23 protein-coding genes are annotated in these 26,891 nt (G+C 65.4%); 16 read left to right on the top strand and 7 right to left on the bottom strand.

Annotated elements, in window-relative coordinates; translation table 11 throughout:
• Window positions 1-84: 84 nt before the first annotated feature.
• The 10 genes from AC3WUF_RS01855 (at window position 85) to AC3WUF_RS01900 (ending at window position 13,352) form a co-directional block, all read left to right on the top strand.
• Window positions 85-654 (top strand): ANTAR domain-containing response regulator, encoded by a 570-nt coding sequence (locus tag AC3WUF_RS01855; protein ID WP_492421848.1) that lies wholly within the window; start codon window positions 85-87, stop codon window positions 652-654.
• Between the two features lie 12 nt (window positions 655-666).
• Window positions 667-1,830 carry a CmpA/NrtA family ABC transporter substrate-binding protein gene (locus AC3WUF_RS01860; RefSeq protein WP_492421850.1) on the top strand — a complete coding sequence of 388 codons (1,164 nt, stop codon included), beginning with the start codon at window positions 667-669 and terminating at the stop codon, window positions 1,828-1,830.
• A 281-nt stretch (window positions 1,831-2,111) separates the two neighbouring features.
• The gene (nirB, locus tag AC3WUF_RS01865) at window positions 2,112-4,661 is read left to right on the top strand and encodes a nitrite reductase large subunit NirB (protein ID WP_492421852.1); all 2,550 of its coding nucleotides are present in this window, start codon (window positions 2,112-2,114) and stop codon (window positions 4,659-4,661) included.
• Window positions 4,658-5,038 (top strand): nitrite reductase small subunit NirD, encoded by a 381-nt coding sequence (gene nirD / locus AC3WUF_RS01870; protein WP_492421854.1) that lies wholly within the window; start codon window positions 4,658-4,660, stop codon window positions 5,036-5,038. The genes nirB and nirD overlap by 4 nt, the downstream gene beginning before the upstream one ends.
• A 32-nt stretch (window positions 5,039-5,070) precedes the next feature.
• Complete coding sequence (locus AC3WUF_RS01875; RefSeq protein ID WP_492423523.1) at window positions 5,071-6,252, top strand: NAD(P)/FAD-dependent oxidoreductase; 1,182 nt, start codon at window positions 5,071-5,073, stop codon at window positions 6,250-6,252.
• Window positions 6,249-8,942: a nitrate reductase gene (locus AC3WUF_RS01880; RefSeq protein WP_492421856.1), complete on the top strand. Its 2,694-nt coding sequence runs from the start codon at window positions 6,249-6,251 to the stop codon at window positions 8,940-8,942. Before AC3WUF_RS01875 ends, AC3WUF_RS01880 begins: the two co-directional genes overlap by 4 nt.
• A 183-nt stretch (window positions 8,943-9,125) precedes the next feature.
• The gene (locus tag AC3WUF_RS01885; protein ID WP_492423525.1) at window positions 9,126-10,433 is read left to right on the top strand and encodes a NarK family nitrate/nitrite MFS transporter; all 1,308 of its coding nucleotides are present in this window, start codon (window positions 9,126-9,128) and stop codon (window positions 10,431-10,433) included.
• Between the two features lie 3 nt (window positions 10,434-10,436).
• Entirely contained in the window at window positions 10,437-11,009 is a 573-nt protein-coding gene (gene mobA / locus AC3WUF_RS01890; RefSeq protein WP_492421858.1) for a molybdenum cofactor guanylyltransferase MobA, read from the top strand.
• Window positions 11,009-12,016: a GTP 3',8-cyclase MoaA gene (gene moaA, locus AC3WUF_RS01895; RefSeq protein ID WP_492421860.1), complete on the top strand. Its 1,008-nt coding sequence runs from the start codon at window positions 11,009-11,011 to the stop codon at window positions 12,014-12,016. Before mobA ends, moaA begins: the two co-directional genes overlap by 1 nt.
• Window positions 12,017-12,155: 139 nt before the next feature.
• Window positions 12,156-13,352, top strand: coding sequence for a molybdopterin molybdotransferase MoeA (locus AC3WUF_RS01900; protein ID WP_492421862.1), 1,197 nt, complete (start codon window positions 12,156-12,158; stop codon window positions 13,350-13,352).
• Between the two features lie 6 nt (window positions 13,353-13,358).
• Here the strand turns inward: AC3WUF_RS01900 and AC3WUF_RS01905 are convergent, their stop codons facing one another.
• The 5 genes from AC3WUF_RS01905 to msrB are packed head-to-tail and all read right to left on the bottom strand — an operon-like array spanning window position 13,359 to window position 15,733.
• On the bottom strand, window positions 13,359-13,862 hold the full coding sequence (locus tag AC3WUF_RS01905) for a GNAT family N-acetyltransferase (protein ID WP_492421864.1): 504 nt from the start codon (window positions 13,860-13,862) through the stop codon (window positions 13,359-13,361).
• Window positions 13,863-13,878: 16 nt separating this feature from the next.
• On the bottom strand, window positions 13,879-14,235 hold the full coding sequence (locus AC3WUF_RS01910; RefSeq protein WP_492421866.1) for a hypothetical protein: 357 nt from the start codon (window positions 14,233-14,235) through the stop codon (window positions 13,879-13,881).
• A 26-nt stretch (window positions 14,236-14,261) separates the two neighbouring features.
• Complete coding sequence (locus AC3WUF_RS01915; RefSeq protein WP_492421868.1) at window positions 14,262-14,609, bottom strand: GFA family protein; 348 nt, start codon at window positions 14,607-14,609, stop codon at window positions 14,262-14,264.
• A 31-nt stretch (window positions 14,610-14,640) separates the two neighbouring features.
• Window positions 14,641-15,330 carry a type 1 glutamine amidotransferase gene (locus tag AC3WUF_RS01920; protein WP_492421870.1) on the bottom strand — a complete coding sequence of 230 codons (690 nt, stop codon included), beginning with the start codon at window positions 15,328-15,330 and terminating at the stop codon, window positions 14,641-14,643.
• Between the two features lie 7 nt (window positions 15,331-15,337).
• Window positions 15,338-15,733 (bottom strand): peptide-methionine (R)-S-oxide reductase MsrB, encoded by a 396-nt coding sequence (gene msrB / locus AC3WUF_RS01925; protein WP_492421872.1) that lies wholly within the window; start codon window positions 15,731-15,733, stop codon window positions 15,338-15,340.
• A gap of 127 nt (window positions 15,734-15,860) precedes the next feature.
• Between msrB and AC3WUF_RS01930 the strand changes: the two genes are divergently transcribed.
• Window positions 15,861-16,499 (top strand): lysoplasmalogenase, encoded by a 639-nt coding sequence (locus AC3WUF_RS01930; RefSeq protein WP_492421874.1) that lies wholly within the window; start codon window positions 15,861-15,863, stop codon window positions 16,497-16,499.
• 90 nt (window positions 16,500-16,589) lie between these two features.
• Here the strand turns inward: AC3WUF_RS01930 and dacB are convergent, their stop codons facing one another.
• Window positions 16,590-18,086, bottom strand: a complete 1,497-nt coding sequence (dacB, locus tag AC3WUF_RS01935) for a D-alanyl-D-alanine carboxypeptidase/D-alanyl-D-alanine endopeptidase (RefSeq protein WP_492421876.1) — start codon at window positions 18,084-18,086, stop codon at window positions 16,590-16,592.
• 56 nt (window positions 18,087-18,142) lie between these two features.
• A complete protein-coding gene (locus tag AC3WUF_RS01940) occupies window positions 18,143-18,625 on the bottom strand; it encodes a GAF domain-containing protein (RefSeq protein WP_492423527.1) in 483 nt (160 codons plus the stop codon).
• Window positions 18,626-18,853: 228 nt separating this feature from the next.
• Between AC3WUF_RS01940 and AC3WUF_RS01945 the strand changes: the two genes are divergently transcribed.
• The 5 genes from AC3WUF_RS01945 (at window position 18,854) to AC3WUF_RS01965 (ending at window position 26,752) form a co-directional block, all read left to right on the top strand.
• The gene (locus AC3WUF_RS01945) at window positions 18,854-20,902 is read left to right on the top strand and encodes a M13 family metallopeptidase (RefSeq protein WP_492421878.1); all 2,049 of its coding nucleotides are present in this window, start codon (window positions 18,854-18,856) and stop codon (window positions 20,900-20,902) included.
• Window positions 20,903-21,245: 343 nt separating this feature from the next.
• Entirely contained in the window at window positions 21,246-23,342 is a 2,097-nt protein-coding gene (locus AC3WUF_RS01950; RefSeq protein WP_492421880.1) for a hypothetical protein, read from the top strand.
• A gap of 82 nt (window positions 23,343-23,424) precedes the next feature.
• Window positions 23,425-24,924 carry an OmpA family protein gene (locus tag AC3WUF_RS01955; protein ID WP_492421882.1) on the top strand — a complete coding sequence of 500 codons (1,500 nt, stop codon included), beginning with the start codon at window positions 23,425-23,427 and terminating at the stop codon, window positions 24,922-24,924.
• Window positions 24,925-25,022: 98 nt separating this feature from the next.
• Window positions 25,023-25,988 carry an ABC transporter ATP-binding protein gene (locus AC3WUF_RS01960; RefSeq protein WP_492423529.1) on the top strand — a complete coding sequence of 322 codons (966 nt, stop codon included), beginning with the start codon at window positions 25,023-25,025 and terminating at the stop codon, window positions 25,986-25,988.
• Between the two features lie 2 nt (window positions 25,989-25,990).
• A complete protein-coding gene (locus AC3WUF_RS01965; RefSeq protein ID WP_492423531.1) occupies window positions 25,991-26,752 on the top strand; it encodes an ABC transporter permease in 762 nt (253 codons plus the stop codon).
• Window positions 26,753-26,891 lie beyond the last annotated feature (139 nt).

Below are 26,891 nucleotides of genomic sequence, written 5' to 3' on the forward strand. Positions count from 1 at the left end.
AAGCACTGCACTGCGATTGGGCATCCGGCATAGAACTTGCGTTGACGCACTCCGAATGCACATTGCACCGACTCGATACATCCCATGCGCGTAATGCTGGTCGACGACGACCAAAGCCGATTGACGATGCTGCATCGCGCGCTCAGCGACGACGGTCATGAAGTCGTCGCCCGCCTGGCGGCGGAAGCCGACCTGCTCGACGCGGTGAAGCGCCATGCGCCGGAGATCGTGCTGATTGATGTCGATGCGCCGACCCGCGACACGCTGGAGTCGCTGTCGCAGGTGACCCGCGATGTGCCGCGGCCGGTCGTCATGTTTGCCGCCCACAGCGATGCCGACACCACGCGGCGTGCGCTGCGCGCCGGCGTCAGCGCCTACGTGGTCGATGGCCTGGTACCGTCGCGGCTGCGCTCGGTCATCGAGGTGGCGATCGCGCGATTCCACGAGCACCGCGCGCTGGTCGAAGAACTGCAGGATGCCAAGTCGCGCCTCGCCGACCGTCGCGACATCGATCGCGCCAAGGGCCTGCTGATGGCCCGCCGCGGCATGAGCGAAGACGCCGCCTACGAGCAGCTGCGCAAGCTGGCGATGGACCGCAACATCCGCATCGGCGAAGCCGCGCGCGTGCTGATCGCGGCGGCGGAACTCATATGAAGCGCACTCCTTATGAATAGTCGCGGCAAGCTGGAACAGCCGGCGCTGACGCTCGGCCTGATGCCGCTGGTCGACGCCGCGCCGCTGGTGGTGGCACAGGCGGGCGGTTTCTTCGCGCGCGAAGGCCTGGCGATCGAACTTTCGGTCGAACGTTCTTGGGCCAGCATCCGCGACAAGCTGGCGACCGGCGTGCTCGACGGCGCGCAGATGCTGGCGCCGATGCCGCTGGCGTCCAGCCTCGGCCTCGATCCGCTGCTGCAGCCGACGGTGGCTATAGCGGCGCTCAATCAGGGCGGCGCCAGTCTCTGCGTCTCTTCGCAGCTGTTCGACCGTTTGCAGGCTCAGGGCCAACCGGCCGATCCGCTGGCCTGGGCAAAGGCGCTGAAGGCGGTGATCGAGGCGGATCGCGGCAGCGCGCCGCCGCTGACGCTGGCGCATGTCTTTCCGCATTCCACGCATCATTACGAACTGCGCTGGTGGCTGGACAGCGTCGGGCTGCTGCCCGATCAGGATCTGAATCTGGTCGTCGTGCCGCCGCCGCTGATGCTCGAGCACCTGCGCAGTGGCCGCATCGACGGTTTCTACTGCGGCAGTCCCTGGCCGCAGCTCGCGCAGCGCCAGCATTACGGCCGCATCCTGTTCGGCAAGCAGGAACTCTGGAACGGCGGCCCGGACAAGGTCTTCGGCGTGACCGCGGCGATGGCCGACACGCATCCGCTGACCCTGCAGGCATTGTTGCGCGCGCTGATCGCGGCGGCGGTCTGGCTCGACGAGCCGCGCCACCATGGCCAGGCGGCGGACTGGATGATCGCCAGCGGCGCATTGAATGTGGAACACGAGGTGCTCGTCGACTCGCTGGCCGGCATCCGCTTTCACAGCGGTGCCGCCGGTTTTCCCTGGCGTTCTCACGCGCTGTGGCTGCTCGAACAGATGCGGCGCTGGAAGCACTGCGACGCCTCGACGCCGTTCGGCGAGATTGCCGAACGCGCGTACCGGCCCGATCTCTATCGTCAGGCCGCGCACAGCCTGGGCCTGGCGACACCGATCGCCGATTCGCGGGTCGAAGGCGGCCAGGCCGCCAGCTACGACTGCGCGAGCAGTCAGGGCCAGCTGAATCTGCCGGCGGACCGCTTCTTCAGCGGCGCCGCGTTCGATCCCGGAAAGCGTCCGGACTGAACCCGTCATGCTCCGATCGGAGGCGCGCTGCACTGCCATGAAGCAGAAAGCCGCGCCGCCGTGGTGCGGTCGTCGCATTCACAGCGCCATCTTCCTACGTAGCGCCTATGGCATAGGGATTGCTTTACTGAAGGGGCGCGGCCAACGACGGTCGCGCACGGCGCGCCCTGATGAGCGCGCTCCCGACAACGGCGTCTTGTGTACGGAAAAAAGCTGCATTCCGTGCCAGGGCGCTTTTTTGTGGCCGGTGATCTGGCGCCCGGCACAGGAGACATAAGGCAATGTTCGAAGGTTCAGCCCCACGACCCGCACGCAAGAAGCTGCTGGTGATCGGCCATGGCATGGTCGGCCACAAGCTGTTGCAGTGCCTGGAGAGCGAACAGAGTCTCGAGATCACGGTGCTCTGCGAAGAGCCGCGCGCCGCCTACGATCGCGTCCATCTGACGTCCTATTTCAGTGCTTCCAGCGCCGATGAGCTGTCGCTGGTCGAAGCCGATTTCTTCGAGCGCAGCGGACACGTGCTGCGCCTCAACGAAGCGGCCGCGAGCATCGATCGCGACACGCGCACCGTGACGACCACGCTGGGCCATGTACTCGGCTACGACCTGCTGGTGCTCGCGACCGGCTCGTACCCGTTTGTGCCGCCGCTGCCCGGCAAGGATCGGCCGCAGTGCCATGTGTACCGCACGATCGAGGATCTCGACGCGATCCGCGCATCGGCGCAGAACGCGAAGATCGGCACCGTCGTCGGCGGCGGCCTGCTCGGCCTCGAAGCGGCGAAGGCGCTGGCCGATCTGGGCCTGCAGACGCATGTCGTCGAGTTCGCGCCGCGCCTGATGGCGGTACAGGTCGACGACATGGGCGGACGCCTGCTGCGGCGCAAGATCGAAGCGCTCGGCGTCGGCGTCCATACGCAGAAGAACACGCAGCGCATCGAGGACGGCGAGGCGACGACGCACCGCATGGTCTTCGCCGACGGCAGCCAGCTCGACACCGACGTCATCGTGTTCTCCGCCGGCATCCGCCCGCGCGACCAGCTCGCCCGCGATTGCGGGCTGACGGTCGGCGAGCGCGGCGGCATCGTCGTCGACGACCGCTGCCGGACGTCCGATCCGGCGATCTACGCGATCGGCGAGTGCGCGCTGTGGAACGGCAAGATCTTCGGCCTCGTCGCGCCGGGTTACCAGATGGCCGAGGCTGCAGCAAAGGACCTGCTTGGTCAGAGCGGCAGCTTCGTGGGTGCCGACATGAGCACCAAGCTGAAGCTGATGGGCGTCGACGTCGCCAGCATCGGCGATGCGCATGGCGCAACGCCGGATTCGCTGAACCTTCTGTACACCGATGAAGTGGCCGGTCACTACAAGAAGCTGGTGATCAGCGCCGACCGCAAGACCCTGCTCGGCGCGGTGCTGGTCGGTGATGCCAACGACTACGGCAACCTGCTGCAGCTCGCGCTCAACGCGATCCCGCTGCCGGATCATCCGGAAGACCTGATCCTGCCGGTGCGGGAAGGCGGCGCGCCCAAGGGGCTCGGTGTCGACCTGCTGCCGGCGACCGCAATGATCTGCTCCTGCAACAACGTCACCAAGGCCTCGCTGTGCGACGCCGTCAGCGGCGGCGCGACGACGATCGGCGCACTGAAGAAGTGCACGAAGGCGGCGACCACCTGCGGCGGCTGTTCGACGCTGGTCAAGCAGATTCTCGACGCCGAGCTCAAGCGCCAGGGCGTCGCGGTCGACAACAACCTCTGCGAGCACTTTGCCCACACGCGGCAGGAGATGTTCCACCTGATCCGCGTCGGCGAGCTGAAGGATTTCGCGACCGTGCTCGCGCGCCATGGCCGCGGCCGCGGCTGCGACATCTGCAAGCCGGCGATCGGCAGCATCCTCGCCTCGTGCTGGAACGAGCACATCCTCAAGGGTACGCACGCGTCGTTGCAGGACACCAACGACTATTACCTGGCGAACATGCAGAAGGACGGCACTTACTCGGTCGTGCCGCGCATCCCTGGCGGCGAGATCACGCCGGAAAAACTCATCGTTCTAGGCCGCGTCGCGCAGCGCTTCAATCTCTACACCAAGATCACCGGCGGCCAGCGCATCGACCTGTTCGGCGCGCGCGTCGAGCAGCTGCCGCTGATCTGGCGCGATCTGGTCGAGGCCGGTTTCGAGTCCGGCCACGCCTACGGCAAGGCGGTACGCACCGTGAAGTCCTGCGTCGGCAGCACCTGGTGCCGCTTCGGCGTGCAGGACTCGGTCGGCATGGCGATCCACATCGAGGAGCGCTACCGCGGCGTACGCGCGCCGCACAAGCTCAAGTTTGCGGTGTCCGGCTGCACGCGCGAATGCGCCGAGGCGCAGAGCAAGGACGTCGGCGTCATCGCCACCGAGAAGGGCTGGAATCTCTACGTCTCCGGTAACGGCGGCATCAAGCCGCGCCATGCGTCGCTGCTCGCCACCGATCTCGACAGCGAGACGCTGGTACGCATGATCGACCGCTATCTGATGTTCTACATCCGCACCGCCGACCGCCTGCAGCGCACGAGCACCTGGCTCGACAACCTCGAGGGCGGCATCGACTACGTGAAGAAGGTCGTGCTCGAGGACAGCCTCGGCATCGGCGCCGAGCTCGAAGCCGACATGCAGCGCCTGGTCGACAGCTATGCCTGCGAATGGGCCAAGGCGATCGACGATCCGGGCACGCTCAAGCGCTTCCGCCATTACATCAACTCGGCGGAAACCGACACCAACATCCAGTTCGTCGACGAGCGTGGGCAGATCCGGCCGATCAAGCCGACCGAACGCAAGCGCACCGTCGAGGTCGAGTCATGATCGCCGAGGCCAGTGCAACGATGGCGGCGGCGACGCGCTGGGTGTACGTCTGCCGCGTCAACGAGATCGTGCCGAACACCGGTGTCTGCGCCAAGGTCGGCAACGATCAGGTCGCGGTGTTCCGCGTCTGCGCCGACGATGCCGCGGCCACCGATCAGGTCTATGCGCTGAGCAACCACGATCCGAAGTCGGGTGCCAACGTGCTGTCGCGCGGCCTGGTCGGTGACCTGCTGAACGAGCCGGTCGTCGCCTCGCCGGTCTACAAGCAGCACTACAGCCTGCGCGACGGCCGCTGCCTCGAGGATGAGGCGCTGACCGTCCCGGCGTTTCCGGTGCTCGTCCATGACGGCATGATCCTGGTCAAGGAACGCGCGTGACCCGCGAAAGCATCGCCGTCGTCGGCAACGGCATGGCCGCCGCGCGTGCGCTCGAGGAGTTGCACAAGCGCGCGCCGAAGCGTTACGACATCAGCGTCTTCGGCGAGGAGCCGCATGGCGCGTACAACCGCATCATGCTGTCGCCGGTGCTCGCCGGCGAAAAGAAGGTGGCCGACATCGTCACGCATCCGCCGGCCTGGTATGCCGAGCGCGGCATCGAGCTGCGCCGCGGCGCGGCGGTCGTCGAGATCGACAAGCAGGCGCAGGCGCTGCGCACCGCCGACGGCAACTTGATGCACTACGACCATCTGCTGCTGGCGACCGGATCGAAGCCGTTCATCCTGCCGGTGCCCGGCAAGGAGCTGCCTGGCGTGGTCGGCTTCCGCGACATCGCCAACGTCGAGACGATGATCAAGGCGACGCAGGACCGTCGCTACGCCGTCGTCATCGGCGGCGGCCTGCTCGGTCTTGAAGCAGCTTACGGTCTGATGAAGCGCGGCATGCGCGTGACCGTCGTGCATCTGATGGACCGCATTCTCGAACGCCAGCTCGACACGCCGGCGTCGGAACTGCTGCGTGCGCATCTGGAGAAACAGGGCCTGCGCTTCCACATGCCGGCGCAGACCAAGGAAGTGCTCGGTCGGACCAATGTGCGTGCGGTTGGTTTTGCCGACGGCACGGAGATTCCGGCCGACCTGGTCGTCATGGCCGCGGGCATCGTGCCGAACGCCGACCTGGCGCGCAGCAGCGGCCTGAGCTGCGAGCGCGGCGTCGTCGTCGACGATCATCTGCAGAGCAGCGATCCGCATATCGCCGCCCTGGGCGAATGCGCGCAGCATCGCAAGACCTGCTACGGGCTCGTCGCGCCGCTGTATGAGCAGGCCGCGATCTGGGCACGGCGCATGGCCGGCGATGCGGAGGCCCGCTACGAAGGCTCGGTGATCGCGACGCGCCTCAAGGTCACCGGCGTGAATCTGTACTCGGCCGGCCAGTTCGACGGCGGCGAACACTGCGAGGACCTGGTGTTCCGCGATGCGCGGCGCGGCATCTACAAGCGCCTGGTGATCAAGCAGGGACGTCTCGCCGGTGCCGTGTTGTATGGCGACACGCGCGATGCCAGCTGGTACTTCGAACTGCTGTCGGCCGACAAGGATCTCGGACGTTTGCGCAAGGCGCTGTTGTTCGGTCAGAGCTACGCGGGCGCCGCTGCGTGAGTGCCACGATATCGACGACTTGCCCGTACTGCGGGGTTGGCTGCGGGGTCAGGGCGACGCCGAGCGGCGCGCAGTCGGCGGTCGTCATCGGCGACCCGCAGCACCCGGCGAACGCCGGCCGCCTTTGCGTCAAGGGCTCGGCACTCGGTGAAACGCTGGGCCTGCACGGCCGCCTGCTCGAGCCGATGCGCCGCGCCGCGGACGGTGTGCTCAATGCGGTGAGCTGGGAATCCGCGCTGGACGAAGTCGCCGGCGAGTTCAATCGCATCATCGATCAGCATGGTCCCGACGCCGTCGCCCTGTACGTGTCCGGCCAGCTGCTGACCGAGGACTATTACGTCGCCAACAAGCTGGTCAAGGGCTACATCGGCACGGCCAACATCGACACCAACTCGCGGCTGTGCATGTCGTCGGCGGTAGCCGGCCACAAGCGCGCGTTCGGCGAAGACATCGTGCCGGTCGACTACGACGATCTCGAACGCGCCGACCTGATCGTGCTGGTCGGCTCGAACACGGCCTGGTGCCACCCGATCCTGTTCCAGCGCATGCTCGCGGCGAAGCAGGCGCGCCCGCAGATGCAGATCGTCGTCGTCGATCCGCGCCGCACCGCGACCTGCGAATCCGCCGACATGCATCTGCCGGTGCAGCCGGGCACCGATGTCTGGCTGTTCAACGGCCTGCTGGCGTATCTGCATGAGCATGGCGCCACCGATCAGGCCTTCGTCGGCGGCCACACCAGCGGCGCCGCGGCGAGCGTCGAGATGGCGGCCAACAGCACGGGCAGCCTCGCGCATGTGGCGCGAACCTGCGGGCTGACCGAAGCGGCGCTGCGCGAGTTCTACGAACTGTTTACGCGCACCGAGCGCGTCGTCACGATGTTCTCGATGGGCGTCAACCAGTCGAGCGCCGGCACCGACAAGGTCAACAGCATCATCAACTGCCATCTGCTGACCGGCCGCATCGGCAAGCCCGGCATGGGGCCGTTCTCGATCACCGGCCAGCCCAATGCGATGGGCGGGCGTGAGGTCGGCGGCCTGAGCAATCAACTCGCTGCGCATCTCGACATCGACAACGCGGCGCATCGCGAGATGGTGCAGCGCTTCTGGTCCTCGCCGCGCATCGCCCAGCGCGCGGGCCTGAAGGCCGTCGATCTGTTCGACGCAATCCACGACGGCAAGGTCAAGGCCGTATGGATCATGGGCACCAACCCGCTCGTCAGCCTGCCGAATGCGGACAAGGCGCGCGAGGCGCTGCGCCGCTGCGAGTTCGTCGTCGTATCCGATGTGCTGCGCGATACCGACACGACCGTCGAGGCCGATCTGCTGTTGCCGGCGCTGGCCTGGGGCGAGAAGGACGGCACGGTCACCAACAGCGAACGCCGGCTGTCGCGTCAGCGTGCGTTCCTGCCGTGGCCGGGTGCCGCGAAGCCGGACTGGTGGGCGCTGTCCGAAGTCGGCCGGCGGATGGGCCACGTCGAGGCCTTCAGCTACAGCGCCGCCCACGAAATCTTCGATGAGCATGCGCGCTTGTCCGCGTTCGAGCAGCAGCGCATGCCGCGGGTCTTCAATCTCGTTGCGCTGTGCGGGCTGGGGGCCGAGGCCTACGAGAAGCTTCAGCCGCAGCAATGGCCTTGCCTGGGAACCGGTTCGGTGCGCCCTTACGCCGACGGCATGTTCACGACGTCCGATGGCCGCGCACGCCTGCTTGCGCTGCGGCCGCGCAAGCCCGTGCATGCCGCGGACGACGACTGGCCGCTGGTGCTCAATACCGGACGCCTGCGCGATCAATGGCACACGATGACGCGCACCGGCCGCTCGGCGCGTCTGTCGGGCCATCGCCCCGAGCCGCAGGTGGACGTGCATCCGCACGATGCGCTGCTGTGCGGCGTCAAGGACGGACGCTTGGGGATCGTGCAGACGCGCTGGGGTCGTTGCGTGGTGCGTGTGCGCACCACAACGGAGCAGTCGCGCCGCCAGCTGTTCATGCCGATTCACTGGAACGACCAGAACGCGTCGGACGCGCGGGTCGGCAGCATCGTCAACCCGGTCGTCGATCCGGTGTCTGGCGAGCCGGAGTTCAAGCACACGCCGGCACGGTTGGAACCGTTCCATGTCGACTGGTACGGCTTCGTGCTGTCGCGTCAGCCGCTGCCGATGAACGCCGCCAGCGGCGCGATCTGGTGGACGGCGATCCAGGGCGAGCAATTCCTCCGCTACGAGATCGCCGGCCGCGGACAGATCGAGGACTGGAGCCAATGGGCGCGTACGCAGCTCGGCGTCGGCGAAGACGCCGACTGGATCGAGGCCAGCGACGCGTCGGAGCAGCAGTACCGCGCTGCACACCTGATCGACGATCGCATCGAGGCCTGCGTGTTCGTCTCGCCACGCACGGACGACCTGCCGGCGCGCGAATGGTTGTCCGGGCTGTTCCTGCAGCCGGTACTCGAAGACATCGACCGCGTCGGCCTGATGGTCGGCCAGCCGGCCCAGCCGGGCGCCGATCCGGGGCCGCTGGTCTGTTCCTGTTTCGGGGTCGGCCGCAATGTGATCTGCGCGGCGATCCGCGAAGGCCTGCACAGCGCCGAGGCGCTCGGCGCCAAGCTGCGCTGCGGGACCAACTGCGGTTCCTGCGTGCCCGAACTGAAATCGCTGATCACGCTGACGCGCGCGGAACTGGCCGAAACCAGCTGAGCACCCGCAGAGGCTGTCATTGCGCTGTCATATGGCACGCCCTTTGCTCGTTAACAACAAGGGCCAACGATGGCTCTGTAACGATGCGGACAACGGCGCCCGCTCCCGACAACTCGGAGTTGTGTCGTGTCCTCATCCGCCAAAGCAGTCCGCATCGACCTGTTCAGCTTCAGCACGCCGCAGATGCGTGCCTTCCACGTCACCTGGATGGCGTTCTTCGTGTGCTTCTTCGCGTGGTTTGCGATTGCACCGCTGATGCCCCTGATCAAGGGCGAGTTCGGTCTGAGCAAGGACCAGATCGCCAACATGAACATTGCCGCGGTCGCGGTCACCATCCTGGTGCGCCTGATCATCGGCCCGCTGTGCGACCGCTTCGGACCGCGTCTCACCTATACCGCGCTGCTGCTCATCGGTGCGCTGCCGGTGATCGGCGTCGCGACGGTCGAATCCTATGAAGGCTTCCTGTTCTTCCGCCTGTGCATCGGCGCGATCGGTGCGAGCTTCGTCATCACCCAGTACCACACCTCGGTGATGTTCGCGCCGAACGTCGTCGGCGCCGCCAATGCCGCGGCGGCGGGCTGGGGCAACGCCGGCGGCGGCTTCGCTCAGGCGATCATGCCGTTGCTGCTGGCGGCCATCGTCACGCTCGGCGTCGAGCAGGCCTTCGGCTGGCGTCTGGCGCTGGTGGTGCCCGGTGTGCTGATGATCGTCATGGCCGGCGTCTACTGGAAGTTCACGCAGGACACGCCGGAAGGCAACATCATCGAGCTGCGCAAGCAGGGTGCCGAGATCAGCTCTGGCAAGAAAGGCGGCTGGGCTTCGTTCAAGCAGGCCTGCGCGAACTACCGCGTGTGGATGCTGTTCATGGTTTACGCCGCCAGCTTCGGCGTCGAGATCACGATCCACAACCTGGCGGCGATCTACTACGTCGACACCTTCAAGCTGGATCTGAAGACCGCCGGCCTGTGTGCGGGCAGCTTCGGCCTGCTCGCGCTGTTCGCCCGTGCGCTCGGCGGCTATGTGTCGGATCGCATCGCCAAGACGCGCGGACTCGATGGCCGTACGCTGCTGCTGTTCGCGCTGATCGTCGGCGAGGGCATTGGCCTGATCGCCTGGTCGATGAGCGATTCGCTCGCGGTCGCGGTGACGATGATGCTGATCTTCGGCCTCTTCACCCACATGGCCTGCGGCGCGACCTACAGCCTCGTGCCTTTCATCGATCGAAATGCGTTGGGCGGCGTCGCCGGCATCATCGGTGCTGGCGGCAACGTCGGTGCGGTGGCTGCCGGCTTCATGATGAAAGGCGCGGTCGACACGCAGAGCGGCCTCACCATCATGGGCATCGCCGTCGTTTGCTGCGCGGTCTGCGCGATCGCGGTGCGCTTCAGCGCCGAGCACAAGTCGCGCGAGGCGGATCTTTACGCGGAAGCCGTCGAAGCACGGCGTATAGCGAGCACGAGTACCAGCAGCGGAACTCTGGCTCAGGCCTGAGCCATGGCGCGAGCATCCAATATCACCGCCGGCATCCTCGCCGGCGGTGAGGGTCGGCGACATGGCGGCGCCGACAAAGGCTGGCTGCCGTTCAACGGCCGCCCGCTGATCGAGTACGTGATCGACAGCCTGCAATCGCAGGCCGACGAACTGTTGGTTTCGGCAAACCGCAACACCGAGCGCTACGCGGATCTGGGCCTGCGCGTCATCCGCGACACCCTGGGCGCCGGCCCTTTGGCGGGCCTGCGCGGACTGATGCTGGTTGCCAGCAATCCCTGGTTGCTGTGCGCGCCTTGCGATGCGCCCAACCTGCCGGACGATCTCGCCGAGCGCTTCATGGCCGTCGCCATCGAGCAGGACGCCGATATCGTCGTTCTGCATGACGGGGTGCGCGCTCATCCGACGATCTGTCTGCTGCGCGTCGATCTGGTCGGCGATGCGGAACAGTATCTCGCCGCCGGCGAGAGCAGCCTGCTGCGCTGGCAGGAGCGCCATGCGATGGCCTGGCTGTATGGCGATGCGCCGCTGAACTTGAACACGCCGCAGGATCTGGCCTTGGCGGAGCTCACGCACTGATGGGCAATGCACTGCCATTCATCGGGGCATCCACGGTTGCGGTGCTGCGCGATGCCCGCGGCCGCACCAAGCGCAAGCTGCGCCTGTCGTTGACCGACCGCTGCAACCTGCGTTGCCTGTACTGCATGCCGGACAAGCCGACCTGGCTGCCGCGCGCGGAGCTGATGTCGCGCGCCGAGCTCGTCGAGCTGGCGCGGGTCTTCATCCGCGACCTGGGCATCACCGAACTGCGCCTGACCGGCGGCGAGCCGCTGCTGCGCAGCGATGTCGTGGAGATCGTCCGCGAACTGAATGCCTTGCGCCCGCTCGGCCTCGAGCGCATCGCGATGACCAGCAACGGCGGCCTGCTGCCGCGTTACGCGGCCGAGCTCAAGGCCGCCGGCCTCGACGATCTCAACATCAGCCTCGACGCCATCGACGCCGACACCTTCAAGCGCCTGACCCGCGGCGATGTGCATGCCGTGCTGCGCGGCATTGCCGCCGCGCAGAGCGCCGGCCTGCCGGTCAAGCTCAACTGCGTTGTCGTGCGCGACTACAACGAGGACCAGGTGCTGCCGCTGGCGCGCTGGGCGCAGCAGGCCGGCCTGCCGCTGCGCTACATCGAATTCATGCCGCTCGACGGCCGTCGCGACTGGAGCCGCGAGCGCGTCGTCAGCGAAGCGGAAATCCTCGACAGCCTGCAGCCGCTCGGCACGCTGACCGCGATTCCGCGCGGCCACGATCCGGCCAGCTATTACGAACTCGCCGACGGCTATCGCATCGGCGTCATCTCGACGATCTCCAAGCCGTTCTGCGCCAGCTGCGACCGCCTGCGCGTCGATGCGCGCGGTGCGCTGTACAGCTGCCTGTTCTCTGAACGGGATCATGATCTGCGCGCCACGCTGATGGCCGACCCCGCATCCCTCGCGGAACTGGTCCGCCTGCGCGTCTGGCACAAGGACATCGGCTACATCGCGAGTCCCGGTCAGGTCGAGCGGCCGATCACCATGCATCACCTCGGAGGCTAGGCGATGAACGCCGGCCACCCGTCACCGCGTTCCTGTCTGCTGGCCGGCTGCACTGGAGGAGGGTGAGTACGACAACCCTCCGTGCTCACTGCTAAATGCAGCCGGCCAGCTGACTCGACATCAGCTTGCAGAGATTCCGATGATAGAAGTCAGCGATGCGCTCGATCGCATCCTCGCGGCGACGCCGCTGCTGGGCAGTCTGCGGATGCCCCTGGCCGCAGCGCGCCAGCGCGTGCTGGCAGCCCCGGCGCAGAGCGCCTGCGACCTGCCGCCGTTCACGCAAAGCGCGGTCGATGGCTACGCCGTCCGTCACATCGACATCGCCGGCGCGCCGCTGGCGCTGCCGTTGACGCAACAGATCACCGCATCCGCGCAGGAACGCATTCCGGTGCTGCAGCCGCAGACCGCGGCGCGCATCTTCACTGGCGGCATGCTGCCGCTCGGCGCCGATACGGTCGTGCGTCAGGAACTGACGCAGCGGCCGTACAGCGACTCGGTCGTCATCGTCGACAGCGTCGCGATGGGGGCGGACATCCGTCAGGCCGGTGAGGAATTGCGGGCCGGTGCCGTCATCGCGCGCAGCGGTGCGCTGCTGACGCCGGGACTGGTCGGAGCGCTGGCCATGGCCGGCGTGACGGAAGTCAGCGTGCGCAGCCGGCCGCGCGTGGTGGTGCTGATCACCGGCGATGAAGTCGTCGCGGCCGGCCAGCCGCGACGGCCGGGACAGATTGCCGATGCGAATGGTCCTCTGCTCGAAGCGCAGCTCGCCGAATGGGATTGCTCGCCGCTGCGTGTCGAGCACGTCGCCGATTGCGAGGAGCGCTTGCATGACGCACTGACGCGCGCGTTCGACGATGCCGATCTGGTGCTGACGACCGGCGGCGTGTCGGTCGGCGATTTCGATTTCATTCCCAAGGTCTGCGAAACGCTCGGTGCCGAGCGTGTGCTGTGGAAGATCGCGCAGAAGCCGGGCATGCCGATGTATGTCGCCCGCAAGGGTCAGGCGGTGCTGTTTGGCCTGCCGGGCAATCCCGCATCGGTGATGGCCAATCTGCTGGTCTATGTCCGCAGCACGCTGGATGCGATGCAGGGGCTCGATCCCAAGGCGCGCTGGAACTCGGTACGGGCGCCGCTGACGCTGAAGCGTCTACCGGACAAGACCTTCTGGATGCGTGCCGTCGTCAGCGCGGATGCGGAGGCGCAGCTGCAGTTGCAGGCCCTGGGCGGCCAGGCTTCGCACATGCTCGGCAATCTGGCGAAAGCCAACGCATTGGTGCGCGTGCCCGGCTTGCACGAAGCCGCGGACAGCGCCGTGCTGCAGTGGCTCAGGCTGTAGCCTCACCTAGGCGAGAGACTCGTACAGGTTCAGAAGTTCGGCATCGTCGCCGATGCGCACGGTGCCGGCCGCGACAAAGCCGACGCTCTGCAGCACGCGGATCGATCCAGCGTTGTCCGGCAGCGTGATCGCCAGGATGCGGCCGACCGCATGCTGCCGGCGTGCCTGTTCGAGGATCGCGCGCGCCGCCTCGACGGCGTAACCCTTGCGATGATGCGCGGCGAGATACGCAAAGCCGAGATCGACGTCGGGCAGCGTTTCGCGGCGGATCAAGCCGCATAGGCCGATCGGCACGTCGCCATCGCGCAGACTGACCCGCAGCATCGCGTAGCCGTGCCTGCGCAGATTCGCGCGTGGGCCATTCTCGATGTAGCGAATCGCATCCTCGATCGTGCGGACCTTGCGGTCGCCGATGTACTTGATGAACGAAGGTTCGTTCAGCAGCTCGATGATGAACGCCGCATCGTCGTCGCCGAGCGGTCGCAGCAGCAGGCGTTCGGTCTGCAGCATCGGCGTGCTCGATCCGTCAGCGCGTCAACAGCAGCCAACGCGCCCAGATCGCCGCGAAGACGACATCGCCGACGGCGGCCAGCGCGGTCGAGCCGCTGCCGAGATCGGACAGCCACAATGCTTGCGCGACGACGAACGCGGCGGTCTTGCAGATCGCGACAAAGGCGAGCATCTCGCGGTTGAGCGTCTTCTGCAGCGGCATCCAGGCGTACAACAGGCCGAACGCGGCGACGAACATGCTGCTCAGCGCGGCATACAGGGGCGGCACCGGCGACGGCAGGTCCATCAATGCGCTGATGCGCGAAGCCGGGAACAGCAGCATGCCGGCAACGATCAGGTTGAACGGCACGCTGAGCAGCAATGTGGCCCGCACCAGACGATCGGAAACCTCCGGCCGCGTCACAGCGCGCGACCGTCGAAATGCTGGACCGCCAGCTTGTCGAGATCGACGTCGTCGAGGCAGCGCACATTGACCGCCGCCATGCGATTGCCCTTGGGATCGCTGCCTTCGCCGTAGGGATGCATGCCGCACTGTCCGCAGAAGATGTGCTGGATCACGTGCTTGTTGAACGTGTACGTGCGCAGATCGGCGGCGCTGCTCAGCAGCTTGAGGCTGTCGCGCGGCAGGAACCACATCAATGAGCCCTTGCGCTGGCAGATCGAGCAGTTGCAGGACATCACGCCTTCCAGCGTGCCCTCGACCTCGAAGCGGATCCGACCGCAGTGACAACCGCCGCTGTATTTCATGACGACCCCCGAATCGCAGATCGTCAGAGAATCACACCGTTGCCAGCCAGTTGTCGAGCAGCCGCTGCATGCGCCGGTTGCTGCCGGCGAAATGGTCGAGCTGGGCGAGCACGGCGGCCGGCTCCTGGACGTACTTCGAGAGCTGCATGGTCTCGCCGACGTACATGTCGCGCGCATTGGCGGCGGTGACTTCCAGATGGAACTGCAGGCCGAGCACGCGCTCGCCGATCTGGAAAGCCTGGTGCGCGCAGCCTTCGCTGCTCAGCAGCAGCGCGGCGCCGGCTGGGATCGCGAACGTGTCGCCGTGCCAATGGAATGCCGGAAAGCGCTCCGGGAAGCCGGCCAGCAGGGAACCCTGTACGGCACCGGGCGTGCGGAACACGTCGAACCAGCCAATCTCCACATGCGCGTTACGCGTGACCGGCGCGCCGAGGCTGGCCGCGATCAGCTGGGCGCCGAGGCAGATGCCGAGCACCGGCTTGCCGGCATCGATCGCCGAACGCACGGCGGCGCGCTCGTCGCGCAGCCAGGGATGCTGATCGAACTCGTCGACATTCATCGGCCCGCCCATGACGATCAGGGCGTCGTAAGCACCGGTGTCGGGCGCCGTCTCGCCGGCGAACCAGCGCGTGACCTGCAGACTGTGACCGCGAGCGATCAAGGCCGGTGCGATGCAGCCGAGATCCTCGAACGGGACATGCTGGAACCAGGCGATGCGCATGCGCGGCTCAGCTACGCGGCTTGAAGTTCAGCGCGGCGGAATTGATGCAATAGCGCAGACCGGTCGGCTTGGGCCCATCCGGGAAGACGTGACCGAGATGGGCTTCGCAACGCGCGCACAGCACTTCGACGCGGCGCATGCCGTAGCTGTTGTCTTCGCGGTTCTCGACGTTGCCGTTCTGGACCTGGTCGAAGAAGCTCGGCCAGCCGGTGCCGGATTCGAACTTGGTCTGCGAGTCGAACAACGGCAGATCGCAGCAGACGCAGTGGAACTTGCCATCGCGATGGTCGTCCCACAGCGCGCCGGTGAACGCGCATTCAGTACCGCCGTGGCGCGTGACCCGGTACTGTTCCTCGTTCAGCACGGCGCGCCACTCGGCGTCGGTCTTGATGATCTTTTCCATGGCCTTGGCCTGCATCAATTGGGGAAGTGATCCAACACTGTGGCAGCTTGCGCGGCGTTTTCAAGGGCTGGCGGGACTTCCGCGCCGCGGTCCTTTAGGCTTGCCGCACTCAAATCCGGAGTTGTCGATGCTGCAGGGTCTCTGTGTTGCCGCGGTCGTCAGTGCGGTGCTGGCCATCATTGCCGACTGGAACGAAACCAAACCGAAGGTCTTCTTCGTGCTCAAGCCGCTGACGACGATCCTGATCGCCGGCATCGCGCTGCAGGCGACGGACACGCCGTACCGCGACTGGATCGTCGCCGGTCTGCTGCTGTCGATGATCGGCGACATCTGCCTGATGTTTCACGGCAACGCGGCGTTCATCGGCGGCCTGTCGAGCTTCCTGCTTGCCCATCTCGTCTTCATGTGGGCGTTTGTGCAGGATCTGCAGGTTGGTGCGGTGCCACCGTGGGCTGCGGCGTATGTGGTCTATGGAATCGCGTTCTCCGCGGTGCTGCTGCCGCGCGCCGGCAGCCTGAAGATTCCGGTGCTGCTGTACGGCGCCGTTCTGATGGCGATGGCGATCACCGCATCGATCCGCTACGTGCACGTCAGCAATGCCAGCGGAGTGTTGGCACTCGTCGGCGCCTCGCTGTTCGTGCTGTCGGATTCCGCGCTCGGCGCGCGCAAGTTCATCGGCGCCTACCGCGGCGCGCAGGGCGTGATTCTCAGCACCTACTGGGCTGCGATCGGATTGATCGCGGCTTCGGCACTTTACGTCGCGTAGGGTGGGCTGAGCGCAGCGAAGCCCACCGTTGCCGTTGCTCGAAAACGATGGGCTTCGCTGTGCTCAGCCCATCCTACGGCTGCGACGAAGCTAGTAACGCTTCAGCAGATCCTCGACGTCCTTGCGGATCGCATCGAGCGATTCGCGCATGGAGATCGACTTGCGCGCCGACGCGCCGTTGACCAGCGCGGCGAAGGCGATCCAGCCGCCGTCGTTGCGGCGCATGTAGCCGGCGATGCCGAACGCCGAATGCGGTTCGCTGAGCGTGCCGGTCTTGAACGACACGCGATTCTTCCAGTCCGGGTTGCCATGGCGCAGATAGGCGTGCGGCGCCTGCGCCGGCACGACTAGGCCCGCATAGAACAGCGGGAAACGCTGGGTATCGCGGTACTCGGCCGTCAGCACCGCCACCAGATCCTGCGCGGAAAGCCGGTTCTCCGGCGTCAGGCCGCTGCCGCTGAGCATGTGCGGACGGTCGTCTGCATCGCGCGGCAGCGGATACCCCATGCCGACCCGTGCGCGCAGGATGAAATCCTCGAGCTGGCGGGCCGCTTCGGCAAGACTGCCGATCGGCTTGGGCGTGCGATCGGCAGCCAGCGCCAGGGTCAGCACATCGGTGATGTAGTTGTTCGAGTAGCGCAGCAGGCTCGCGACCTGCTCGTTGAGCGGCTTGCTGTCGATGCTCGCCAGCAGATGCGCGTCCTTCGGCACCGCACCGTTGTCGACCCGCACATCGCCTTCGACCTTGATGCCGAGTTCGCCGAGAATCTGCTTCAGCAGCATGCCGGCGCCGAGCGAAGGATTGGTCATCGATCGATACAGGCGCTGTGCCGGCGCCTTGTCGCCGATGTCGCCATCCATGATCAGCGCTTCGTTGTCGTCGCGGGTGACGCGGTCGAGCCACATCCAGGTGCGCGGCTTGCCTTGCTTGGTCAGGATCTCGCCTTCCAGCGGAATCGGCACATCCACTGCCGCGCAGCTCTGCACGTTGGCGACATCGCCCGGACGCGTCGGCGTGATGTCGACGCACCAGGTGCCGTAATCGACGCCGAACGCGGCCAGTGGCGCGTCGTAGGCCGTGTGCGCGCGGGCCTGTGCCTCGCAGCGATCCTTGGTCTCGCAGTCGAGCACGCCGAACGGCGCGGCCTTGACGACGAGATCGCCGCTGACCTTGCGGATGCCGGCCTGGCGCACCTGCGCGGCCAGGAACCACAGCGACTGGTGATCGAGGGTGGCGTCGCCTTCGCTGTAGACGATCAGATCGCCGCCGAGCTTCTCGTCGCGCGGAGCGCGCTCGCTGACGATGCGCGTCACGAAGGTCTTGTCGCCCGGCCAAGCATCGAAGGCGGCGCCCGCGAGCACGATCTTGCTCAGCGAAGCCGGCGTCAATCGCTGCTCGGGATTCAGCGCCTGCAGCGTCTTGCCGGTCGCGAGATCCACCGCTGCCGCGGTGACGAGCACGCCGCGCTTGGCCTGCAGAGCCTGCAAAGACGACCAGTCGGCGGCCGCGGGGTTGATCGGAACCAGCGCCGCCAGCGGCAGTGCGCAGAAGAGCTTCAAATACTTGCGGTACGGCTTTGCGGACATTCGGAACGAAGGAAAAGTGAGCGCGGCGCAGCGCCGCGACTGAAGAAAGGGTTGCGCTAACTCAGCGCGGCGATCCAGATCGCGGCGATGCGTTCGAGCCCCGCCTGATCCTCGGCGTCGAAGCGGCCGAGCAGCGGGCTGTCGAGATCGAGCACGCCGATCACTTCGCAGCCGCGCAGCAAAGGCACGACGATCTCGGAGTTGGAGGCCGAATCGCAGGCGATGTGGCCATCGAATTGATGCACGTCGGCGACGACCTGCGTCGTGCAGCTTGCCGCCGCCGTGCCGCAGACGCCCTTGCCGATGGCGATCCGCACGCAGGCGGGCTTGCCCTGGAAGGGACCGAGCACCAGCTCCCGGCCATCGAAGAAATAGAAGCCGGCCCAGTTGAGGTCCGGCAATCCGTACCACAGCAGCGAAGAAAGGTTGGCCGCATTGGCGATGCGATCGGTTTCGCCCTGCAGCAGCGCCTGTGCCTGTTCCGCGAGCACGGCGTAGCGTTCGGCCTTGCTGATGGCCGACGCGCTGGCGTCGTCGATGGGCTTGAGTTCAAAGCTCACGCGGTTCTCGGGCGGGCTGGGCCGGGCAGTATAGTGATGTCAATGTGATTAAGTATTGATTAATGGTATTTAAAACATGTATTACGCACATCGACTTTCGTTCCTTTGCAGGCACTGGGGAATCTTCCGCTGCCCAACGGAGTCTGTACCCCATTAAGCTGCTGCCGTTCCGTCTTACGCCCTGCATCCATAAAAGAGGAGTTTCCGATGCGGCAAATCGCCTTTACGGCGCTCAGCATTGTGTTGCTGACCGCTTGCAACAAATCCGAACCGCCCGCTCAGCCAACGACCGCTGTTGCCGCGACGCCCAAGGCGCTGGCATCGGGTATCGACCAGACCCAGTTCGACAATGGCATCCGTGCGCAGGACGATTTCTATCGGCATGTGAACGGCCAGTGGCTGAAGAACAACCCGGTTCCTTCCGACAAGTCCAATTACGGTTCGTTCACCAAGCTCGCCGACGATGCCGAGGCGCAGCTCAAGACCATCATCGAGGAATCGGCCAACGCCAAGGACAAGAAGGCCGGCTCGGACGAACAGAAGGTCGGCGACTACTACAGCGCCTACATGAATGAGGCGCGTGCCGATGAACTCGGCATCAAGCCGATCGAGGCCGAGCTGGCAGCGATTGATGCGGTGAAGGATCGCAAGGAACTCGGCAAGCTGTTCGCGCAGATGATCCGCAACGGCGTGAACATCATGCCCGGCTATGTCGACACCGACGCCAAGGATTCCTCTCAGTACATCCTGACGATTTTCCAGGGCGGCACCGGCCTGCCGGACCGCGACTACTACCTGGATCAGACCGAGGAGTTCAAGGCGATCCGTGCGAAGTACGAGGCGCACATCGGCAACATGCTCGCGCTGGCCAAGGCCGGCGATGCCGCGATGGCCAAGAAGGTGCTCGCGCTGGAGACGCGCATTGCCGAAGCGCAGTGGACCAAGGTCGACTCGCGCGATGCCGACAAGACCTACAACAAGTTTGCGTTCGGCGATCTCGGCAAGCTGTCGCCGAACTTCGACTGGTCCGGCTTTATCGACGGCATGGGCGTGGAGAAATCGCCGGGTGTCGTCGTCTCGCAGCCGAGTTTCTTCACGGCATTTGACGGCATCTTGCAGAAGTCCGATCTGCCGACGATCAAGGCCTGGTTGAAGTGGAATGTGCTGTCGACCTACGCGCCGTTGCTATCGAAGCCGTTCGTCGACGAGAACTTCGCGTTCTATGGCAAGACGCTCAACGGCATCGCCGAGCTCAAGCCGCGCTGGAAGCGCGCGGTCGATGCGACGGAAGGCGCACTCGGCGAAGTGCTTGGCCGCATCTATGTCGCCCGCCATTTCCCGCCTGAGGCCAAGGCGAAGATGGATGGGCTCGTGCAGAACCTCGTGAATGCCTACGAGGCGAGCATCAAGGAACTCGACTGGATGAGCGACGAGACCAAGGCGAAAGCCCTGACCAAGCTCGGCAAGTTCACGCCCAAGGTCGGCTATCCGAAGAAATGGAAGGATTACTCCGCGCTCGAAGTGAAGAGCGACGATCTAGTCGGCAACGTCATCCGCTCGAGCAATGTCGAGCACGCCCGCGAAGTCGCCAAGCTCGGCGCGCCGATCGATCGCGACGAGTGGCACATGACGCCGCAGACCGTGAATGCCTATTACAACCCGGGCATGAACGAGATCGTGTTTCCCGCGGCGATCCTGCAGCCGCCGTTCTTCGACATGAATGCCGACGATGCGGCGAACTATGGCGGCATCGGCGCGGTGATCGGCCACGAGATCGGCCACGGCTTCGACGACCAGGGTTCGAAGTACGACGGCGACGGCAATCTGCAGTCCTGGTGGACCGATGAAGATCGCAAACGCTTCGAGGAGCGCACCGCGGCGCTGATCTCGCAGTACGACACCTACGAGCCGCTGCCCGGCCAGCATGTCAACGGCGCCTTCACGATCGGCGAGAACATCGGCGATCTCGGCGGTCTGTCGATTGCGTATCGCGCCTACAAGATGTCGCACCCACAGCCGGAAACGATCGACGGTCTGACCGGCGACCAGCGCGTATTTCTCGGTTGGGCGCAGGTCTGGCGGCGCAATTACAAGGACGAGAACCTCTTGCAGCGCCTCAAATCGGATCCGCATTCGCCGTCCGAATATCGCTGCAATGGCATCGTTCGGAACATTCCGGCCTGGTATGAGGCCTACGGAGTGAAGGAAGGCGACAAGCTTTACCTGTCGCCCGAGCAGCGTGTCCGTATCTGGTAATAGATTGAAAATAAACAAAAAAGGGCCGACATCGTCGGCCCTTTTTATTGCGGCTCCAGCGGCTAAGTCAGAATCTCGCAAAACTAACCAGTAACTTCATTCCCCAAAAAAGTGCAAGCGCGTTCGTCCGGAATTTGCCACCGGCTGTCGCCGCGCTTTGATTTCGGCGAGCGTGCAGTGCAATATCCCTCACAGAAGTAAGGGCTTATCAGATCGGGGAACTGCATGCGGTGCGCGTCGGCAATGGCCTGGGAGGGCATTGTCGCTGTCATTGCGGGTCGCCGCGCTGACGCTTTTGAATGTGCCGGTCACGAATCCGGCACACCATCAACTGAGAGCACTGATGCGTATTGTTTCCCTGCGTTACCTGTTGCCGATCGCGGCATTGTTCATCGCCGCCTGCGGCGACGATTCCATCCGCAGCCCGGATCTTCCCCTCGACCGGCTCGTCTCGGGCCCGACAATCACCTGCACGCCTTCGGGCCCGCTCGCGGTTGGCGAAACGACTCAGTGCGCCGCTACCGCTTGCGTCTATCAATCGGTTGACGCCGAAGGCAACGTGACGCGCGATACCTCGCGCGCATGCCCGACAGCGACCTGGTCGGTCAGCAACGACAACGGCACGATCGACGAAGGTGGCCTGTTCACCGCGACCAAGCCGGGAACGGTTGTCGTCACCGGCACCATCGAGGGTGGTTCGGACGACATCACGATCACGGTGTCGGCTGCCTGCGCCGATAGCGTCGCCGATTTCACGATCAGCCCGGTCAACGCAACGACGATCGCCGGTTCGGCACCGACGACCTACCGCGCCTCGCTGGTGCTCAGCGACAACTCGACGGTGGACGTCACGGCAGGCACCACCTGGGCCAGCTCCGACAATCGCGTCACGTTCACCGGCAACGTCGCAAGCACGCCGGCGGATATCGACGGCGATTTCACCGCAACGATCACCGGTAGCTACAACGGTTCGCTGCTCTGCGACGACGTGACTGGCCCGGCGACCCGCTCGACCAGCCTCACCGTCACCGAGTCGACGGTCGTCGCCAACGGCGGCATCTGCATCGGCGTGATCCCGCCGGCCGTGGACTTCGATGGCTGCCGTCCGGATACCGGCGCCTGCGTGCTGCCCGAGGCGCCGATCGAACTGGCGTTCACCAACCCGCCGCAGACGCGCGACCTGCTGATCCGTGCCCGCTACACCAACGGCACCGAGTGCAACGTGACGAACACTGCGACGATCACGTCGAACAACACCGGCATTGCGACGGTCAGCAACGGTACGGTCAGCGGTGTCGGCGTCGGTGCAACGACGATCGCCGCCACGTTCCTGGGCCAGACCGCCACGCCGCGTCCGGTCACGGTGACCGCGGGCCAGGTGCTCGGCGCCAACAGCCTCAAGGTCTTCACCAAGCAGCCGTTCACGGAAACCGAGCAGATCACGTTCGCGCGCGCCAACAACAACAAGTTCGCCTGCGTGGGTTCCAACAACCTCGTTGCCGATGGTCTCGCCGGCAATCCGCCGCGCGCCGGCCTGCTGACCTATGCGCTGGCTGCAACTTGCGCCGCGGACATGCTCGACGAGGACGGCAATTGCACCGCCGTGCCGCCGATCGATCCGGAGAATCCGCCGGAAGAGCCGCAAGTAGCGAGCGCCGAAGGCTTCGATGCGATTGTCCGTACGCGCGCTGCCAATGAAGTCACCAATCCGCAGGCGCCGGACTCCGACCTGCTGGCCGACGGCATCGTCTGGAACAGCGTCGCCGGCTTCTGGAATGGTCCGGAAGAAGGCTGCGACACCGAGGCCGTCGACTCGTCATCCCATGTGGGCGACGCGTACATCGATCCGCGCACCCTGGCGGTGGGCGATGACGGCACGCCGGTCGAGCCGGATCCGGAACTCGATCTGCCGCCGGGTGCGCTGCAGCCGAACGGCGTCGTGTATTCGGTCCCGGGCGTTCGCCTCGGCTTCAGCTGCGTGACCGCGACCTACACCAATCCGCAGGATCCGACCCAGACCATCACCGACGGTATGACGGTGCTGGTGTTGCCGGTGATCAACGACGTACTGCTTCAGAGCGGCGCCGATCCGGGCGGCGACAAGCTGTGCGACGCGCTGTCGCCGCTGTTCGGTTCCGGCCCGCTGCTCGGTCTGGTCCAGACCACGCCGGTGCTGTCGGCGGTCACGTCATCGCTGGCGCCGCTGCTCGAGGGCCTGGACGCAGTGCCGGTCGACGGACTCGTGACGGAGCTGCAGGGCGGCCTGTCCGCACTCACGGCGCCGCTGATCGCCCTGCTGAACGGCACGCTGATTCCGCCGCTCACGGACGGTCTGTGCGTGGTCACCTCGGGTCTCGGTACGCTGCTCGGTGCGCTCACCGGCAACCCGAACGATCCGGATTGCGCGCAGGATCCCGACGCCGAAGAGCCAGCCCCGTAAGCCGGGATCGATCGAAGCATCACCGTAACGACCAATCGGCGGGCCCTCACAGGCCCGCCGAACGCCGATAAGGAACAGAAGAATGAACTTGATCCACAAGCTTTGCGTAGTAACCCTGGGGTTGGCGCCGCTGCTTGCCAGCGCGCAGCAGAACGTACCGCCCGGGCAATGGGTGCCGGCGTCCACCGGTCAGGCGCAGACGGAGCGCGTGGAGCTGCGTCCGGTGCTCGACAATCGCTGGTCGCTCTGGCCGCAGGTCGGCGTGATCCTCTCCGACCAGTCCGATCTCGATAGCGGCATCACCGCCGGCCTCAAGTTGACCCGTCCGCTCGGCGACCATGTCGCCCTCGAGTTCGGCGGCGACTGGGGCAACCTCGAAACCTCCCGCGCCGGCGATTACGAGCGCGTGTCGATTCGCGCCGGCCTGCAGCTGTTCCCGGGCACGCCGTACTACGACGCCGCTTCGGACTTCCAGCCGTTCCTCGCGCTGGGTGTCCACGGCTCGCAGATCGATTTCATCGGCCAGACGGCCAGCGCCTTCGGTCCTTACGGCAGCCTCGGCTTCCTGCAGCGTCTCGGCGACTGGACGATGCTGAGCGTTGAAGGCCGTTACCAGCTCGACAGCGTGAGCGAAGAAGGCCCGCTGCCGGAATCCGATTTCTACACCTGGCAGATTCTTGCCGGTCTGCGCGTCGCGCTCGGCGAGAAGCCGTACGACCCGACCCAGGATGCGGATGGCGATGGCGTGCCGGATGCGCGTGACCGCTGCCCGAACACGCCGCGTGGCGTGCAGGTTGACGTCAACGGTTGCCCGCTCGATTCCGATGGCGACGGCGTGCCGGATTACCTCGATCGTTGCCCGGGCACACCGCCGGGTGCCGTGGTCGGCCCGGATGGTTGCGAACTCGACAGCGATGGCGACGGCGTGCCGGATCGTCTCGACAAGTGCCCGAACACGCCGCGTGGCGTGCAGGTCAACGCCGAAGGCTGCCCGACGCAGGATTCCGATGGCGACGGCACTCCGGACTACATGGACAAGTGCCCGAACACGCCGGCCGGAATCCCGGTTGGTCCGGATGGCTGCCCGCTCGATTCCGACGGTGACGGCGTGCCGGATTACCTCGACGAGTGCCCGAAGACCCCGCCGGGTGCGAAGGTGCTGCCGAACGGTTGCGCGCTGACCGGCGATTGCCGCCGTCCGCGTCCGGGCGAGCAGGTCGATGCCAACGGTTGCGCGATGGACAAGAACTTCATCCTCAAGGGCGTGAAGTTCGAGTTCGACTCCGACCGCCTGACGGAAGCCGCGAAGCTGATCCTCAACGACGTTGCCGAGACGCTGAAGTCCTATGACAACCTCAACGTCCGGCTGGAAGGTCACACCGACGGCGTCGGTTCCGACGCCTATAACCTCGGCCTGTCCGAGCGTCGTGCCAACTCGGTGGAAACCTACCTGATCGGTCGCGGCATCAGCGGTGGTCGCATGACGCCGGTCGGTTTCGGCGAGAGCCGCCCGATCGCCAGCAACGACACCGAAGAAGGCCGTGAAGAGAACCGTCGCGTCGAACTCGGCGTGATCGACTGATCCGAAGCTGGATCACTCAAGAACCCGCCGGATTCCGGCGGGTTTTTTTGTGCCTGTCGATTCGCTTCGGCGTCGATCGACCATCAGCAGGCGCTGCAATTGGCGTACGATCCGCAGCGAAAGAATCGGGAGCACCTGTGGCATCCATCATCTCTGTCAAAGGTCTGAACAAGACCTATGCATCGGGTTTTCAGGCGCTCAAGAGCGTCGATCTGGAAATCCGCCGCGGTGAAATTCTCGCGCTGCTCGGCCCCAACGGCGCCGGCAAGACCACCATGATCAGCATCGTCTGCGGCATCGTCACGCCGACGGCGGGCGTGGTGCTGGTCGATGGCCACGACATCAATCGCGAGTTCCGCGCGGCGCGGATGAAGATCGGTCTGGTGCCGCAGGAACTGTCGACCGATTCCTTCGAGACGGTGTGGGCAACGGTCAGCTTCAGCCGCGGCCTGTTCGGCAAGTCGCGCGACGACGCCTACATCGAGAAAGTCCTGCGCGAGCTGTCGCTGTGGGACAAGCGCGACGCCAAGATCATGACCCTCTCCGGCGGCATGAAGCGTCGCGTGATGATCGCCAAGGCGCTGTCGCACGAACCGAAGATCCTGTTTCTCGACGAGCCGACGGCAGGCGTCGACGTCGAGCTGCGCCGCGACATGTGGGCGATGGTGCGGCGCCTGCGCGACAGCGGCGTCACGATCATCCTGACGACGCACTACATCGAGGAAGCCGAGGAGATGGCCGATCGCATCGGTATCATCCGCAGCGGCGAGCTGATCCTGGTCGAGGACAAGCACGTGCTGATGCAGAAACTCGGCAAGAAGCAGCTGACCCTGCATCTGCAACAACCGCTGGAGCGGATTCCCGACGCACTGGCCGGACAGGGACTGGAGCTGGCCGCCGGCGGCTGCGATCTGGTCTACACCTTCGACGTGCAGAGTGAGCAGACCGGCATCGCGGCGCTGCTGCGCAAGCTCGGCGAGCACGGCATCGACTTCAAGGGACTGGAATCCAGCGAGAGTTCGCTGGAAGACATCTTCGTCAATCTGGTGAGCAAGCGCGCATGAACCTGAATTTCTACGCGATCCGCGCGATCTATACCTTCGAGATGGCGCGCTGGTTCCGCACGCTGATGCAGAGCATCGCTTCGCCGGTGCTGTCGACCTCGCTGTACTTCGTCGTCTTCGGTGCGGCGATCGGTTCGCGCATGGGCGCGGTCGACGGCATCAGCTACGGCGCGTTCATCATTCCGGGGCTGGTCATGCTGTCGCTGCTCAGCGAAAGCATCTCCAATGCGTCGTTCGGCATCTACTTCCCGAAGTGGGCGGGAACGATCTACGAAATCCTGTCGGCGCCGGTGTCTGCGGTCGAGATCGTCATCGGCTACGTCGGTGCGGCGGCGACCAAGTCGATCCTGCTCGGCCTGCTGATTCTGGTGACGGCGCGAATCTTCGTTCCCTACGAGATCGCCCATCCGTTCTGGATGCTCGGATTTCTGGTGCTGACCTCGGTCACCTTCAGCCTGTTCGGATTCATCATCGGCGTCTGGGCCGACAGCTTCGAACGCCTGCAGGTCATTCCGATGATGATCGTCACGCCGCTGACCTTCCTCGGCGGCAGCTTCTACTCGATCAGCATGCTGCCGCCGGTCTGGCAGAACATTGCGCTGCTCAACCCGGTGGTCTATCTGATCAGCGGTTTCCGCTGGGCCTTCTTCGAAGTGTCCGACGTCAGCGTCGGCGTCAGTCTCGGCATGATCGCGCTGTTCATGGCGCTGTGCCTGCTGGCGATCTGGTGGATCTTCAAGACCGGCTACAAGATCAAGAACTGAGTCACAAGCCCAGGTTGAACTGCGCGCAAAAACGCGCACACTAGCTTTACCACACCAGCGCAACGGGAGAGCAAGATGTCGAAGGGCATGGACAAGAAGAAAGAGACGAAGAAGGCACCGCAGAAGACCCTGAAGGAAA

The organism is Fontimonas sp. FW305-C-3 (assembly GCF_058783185.1).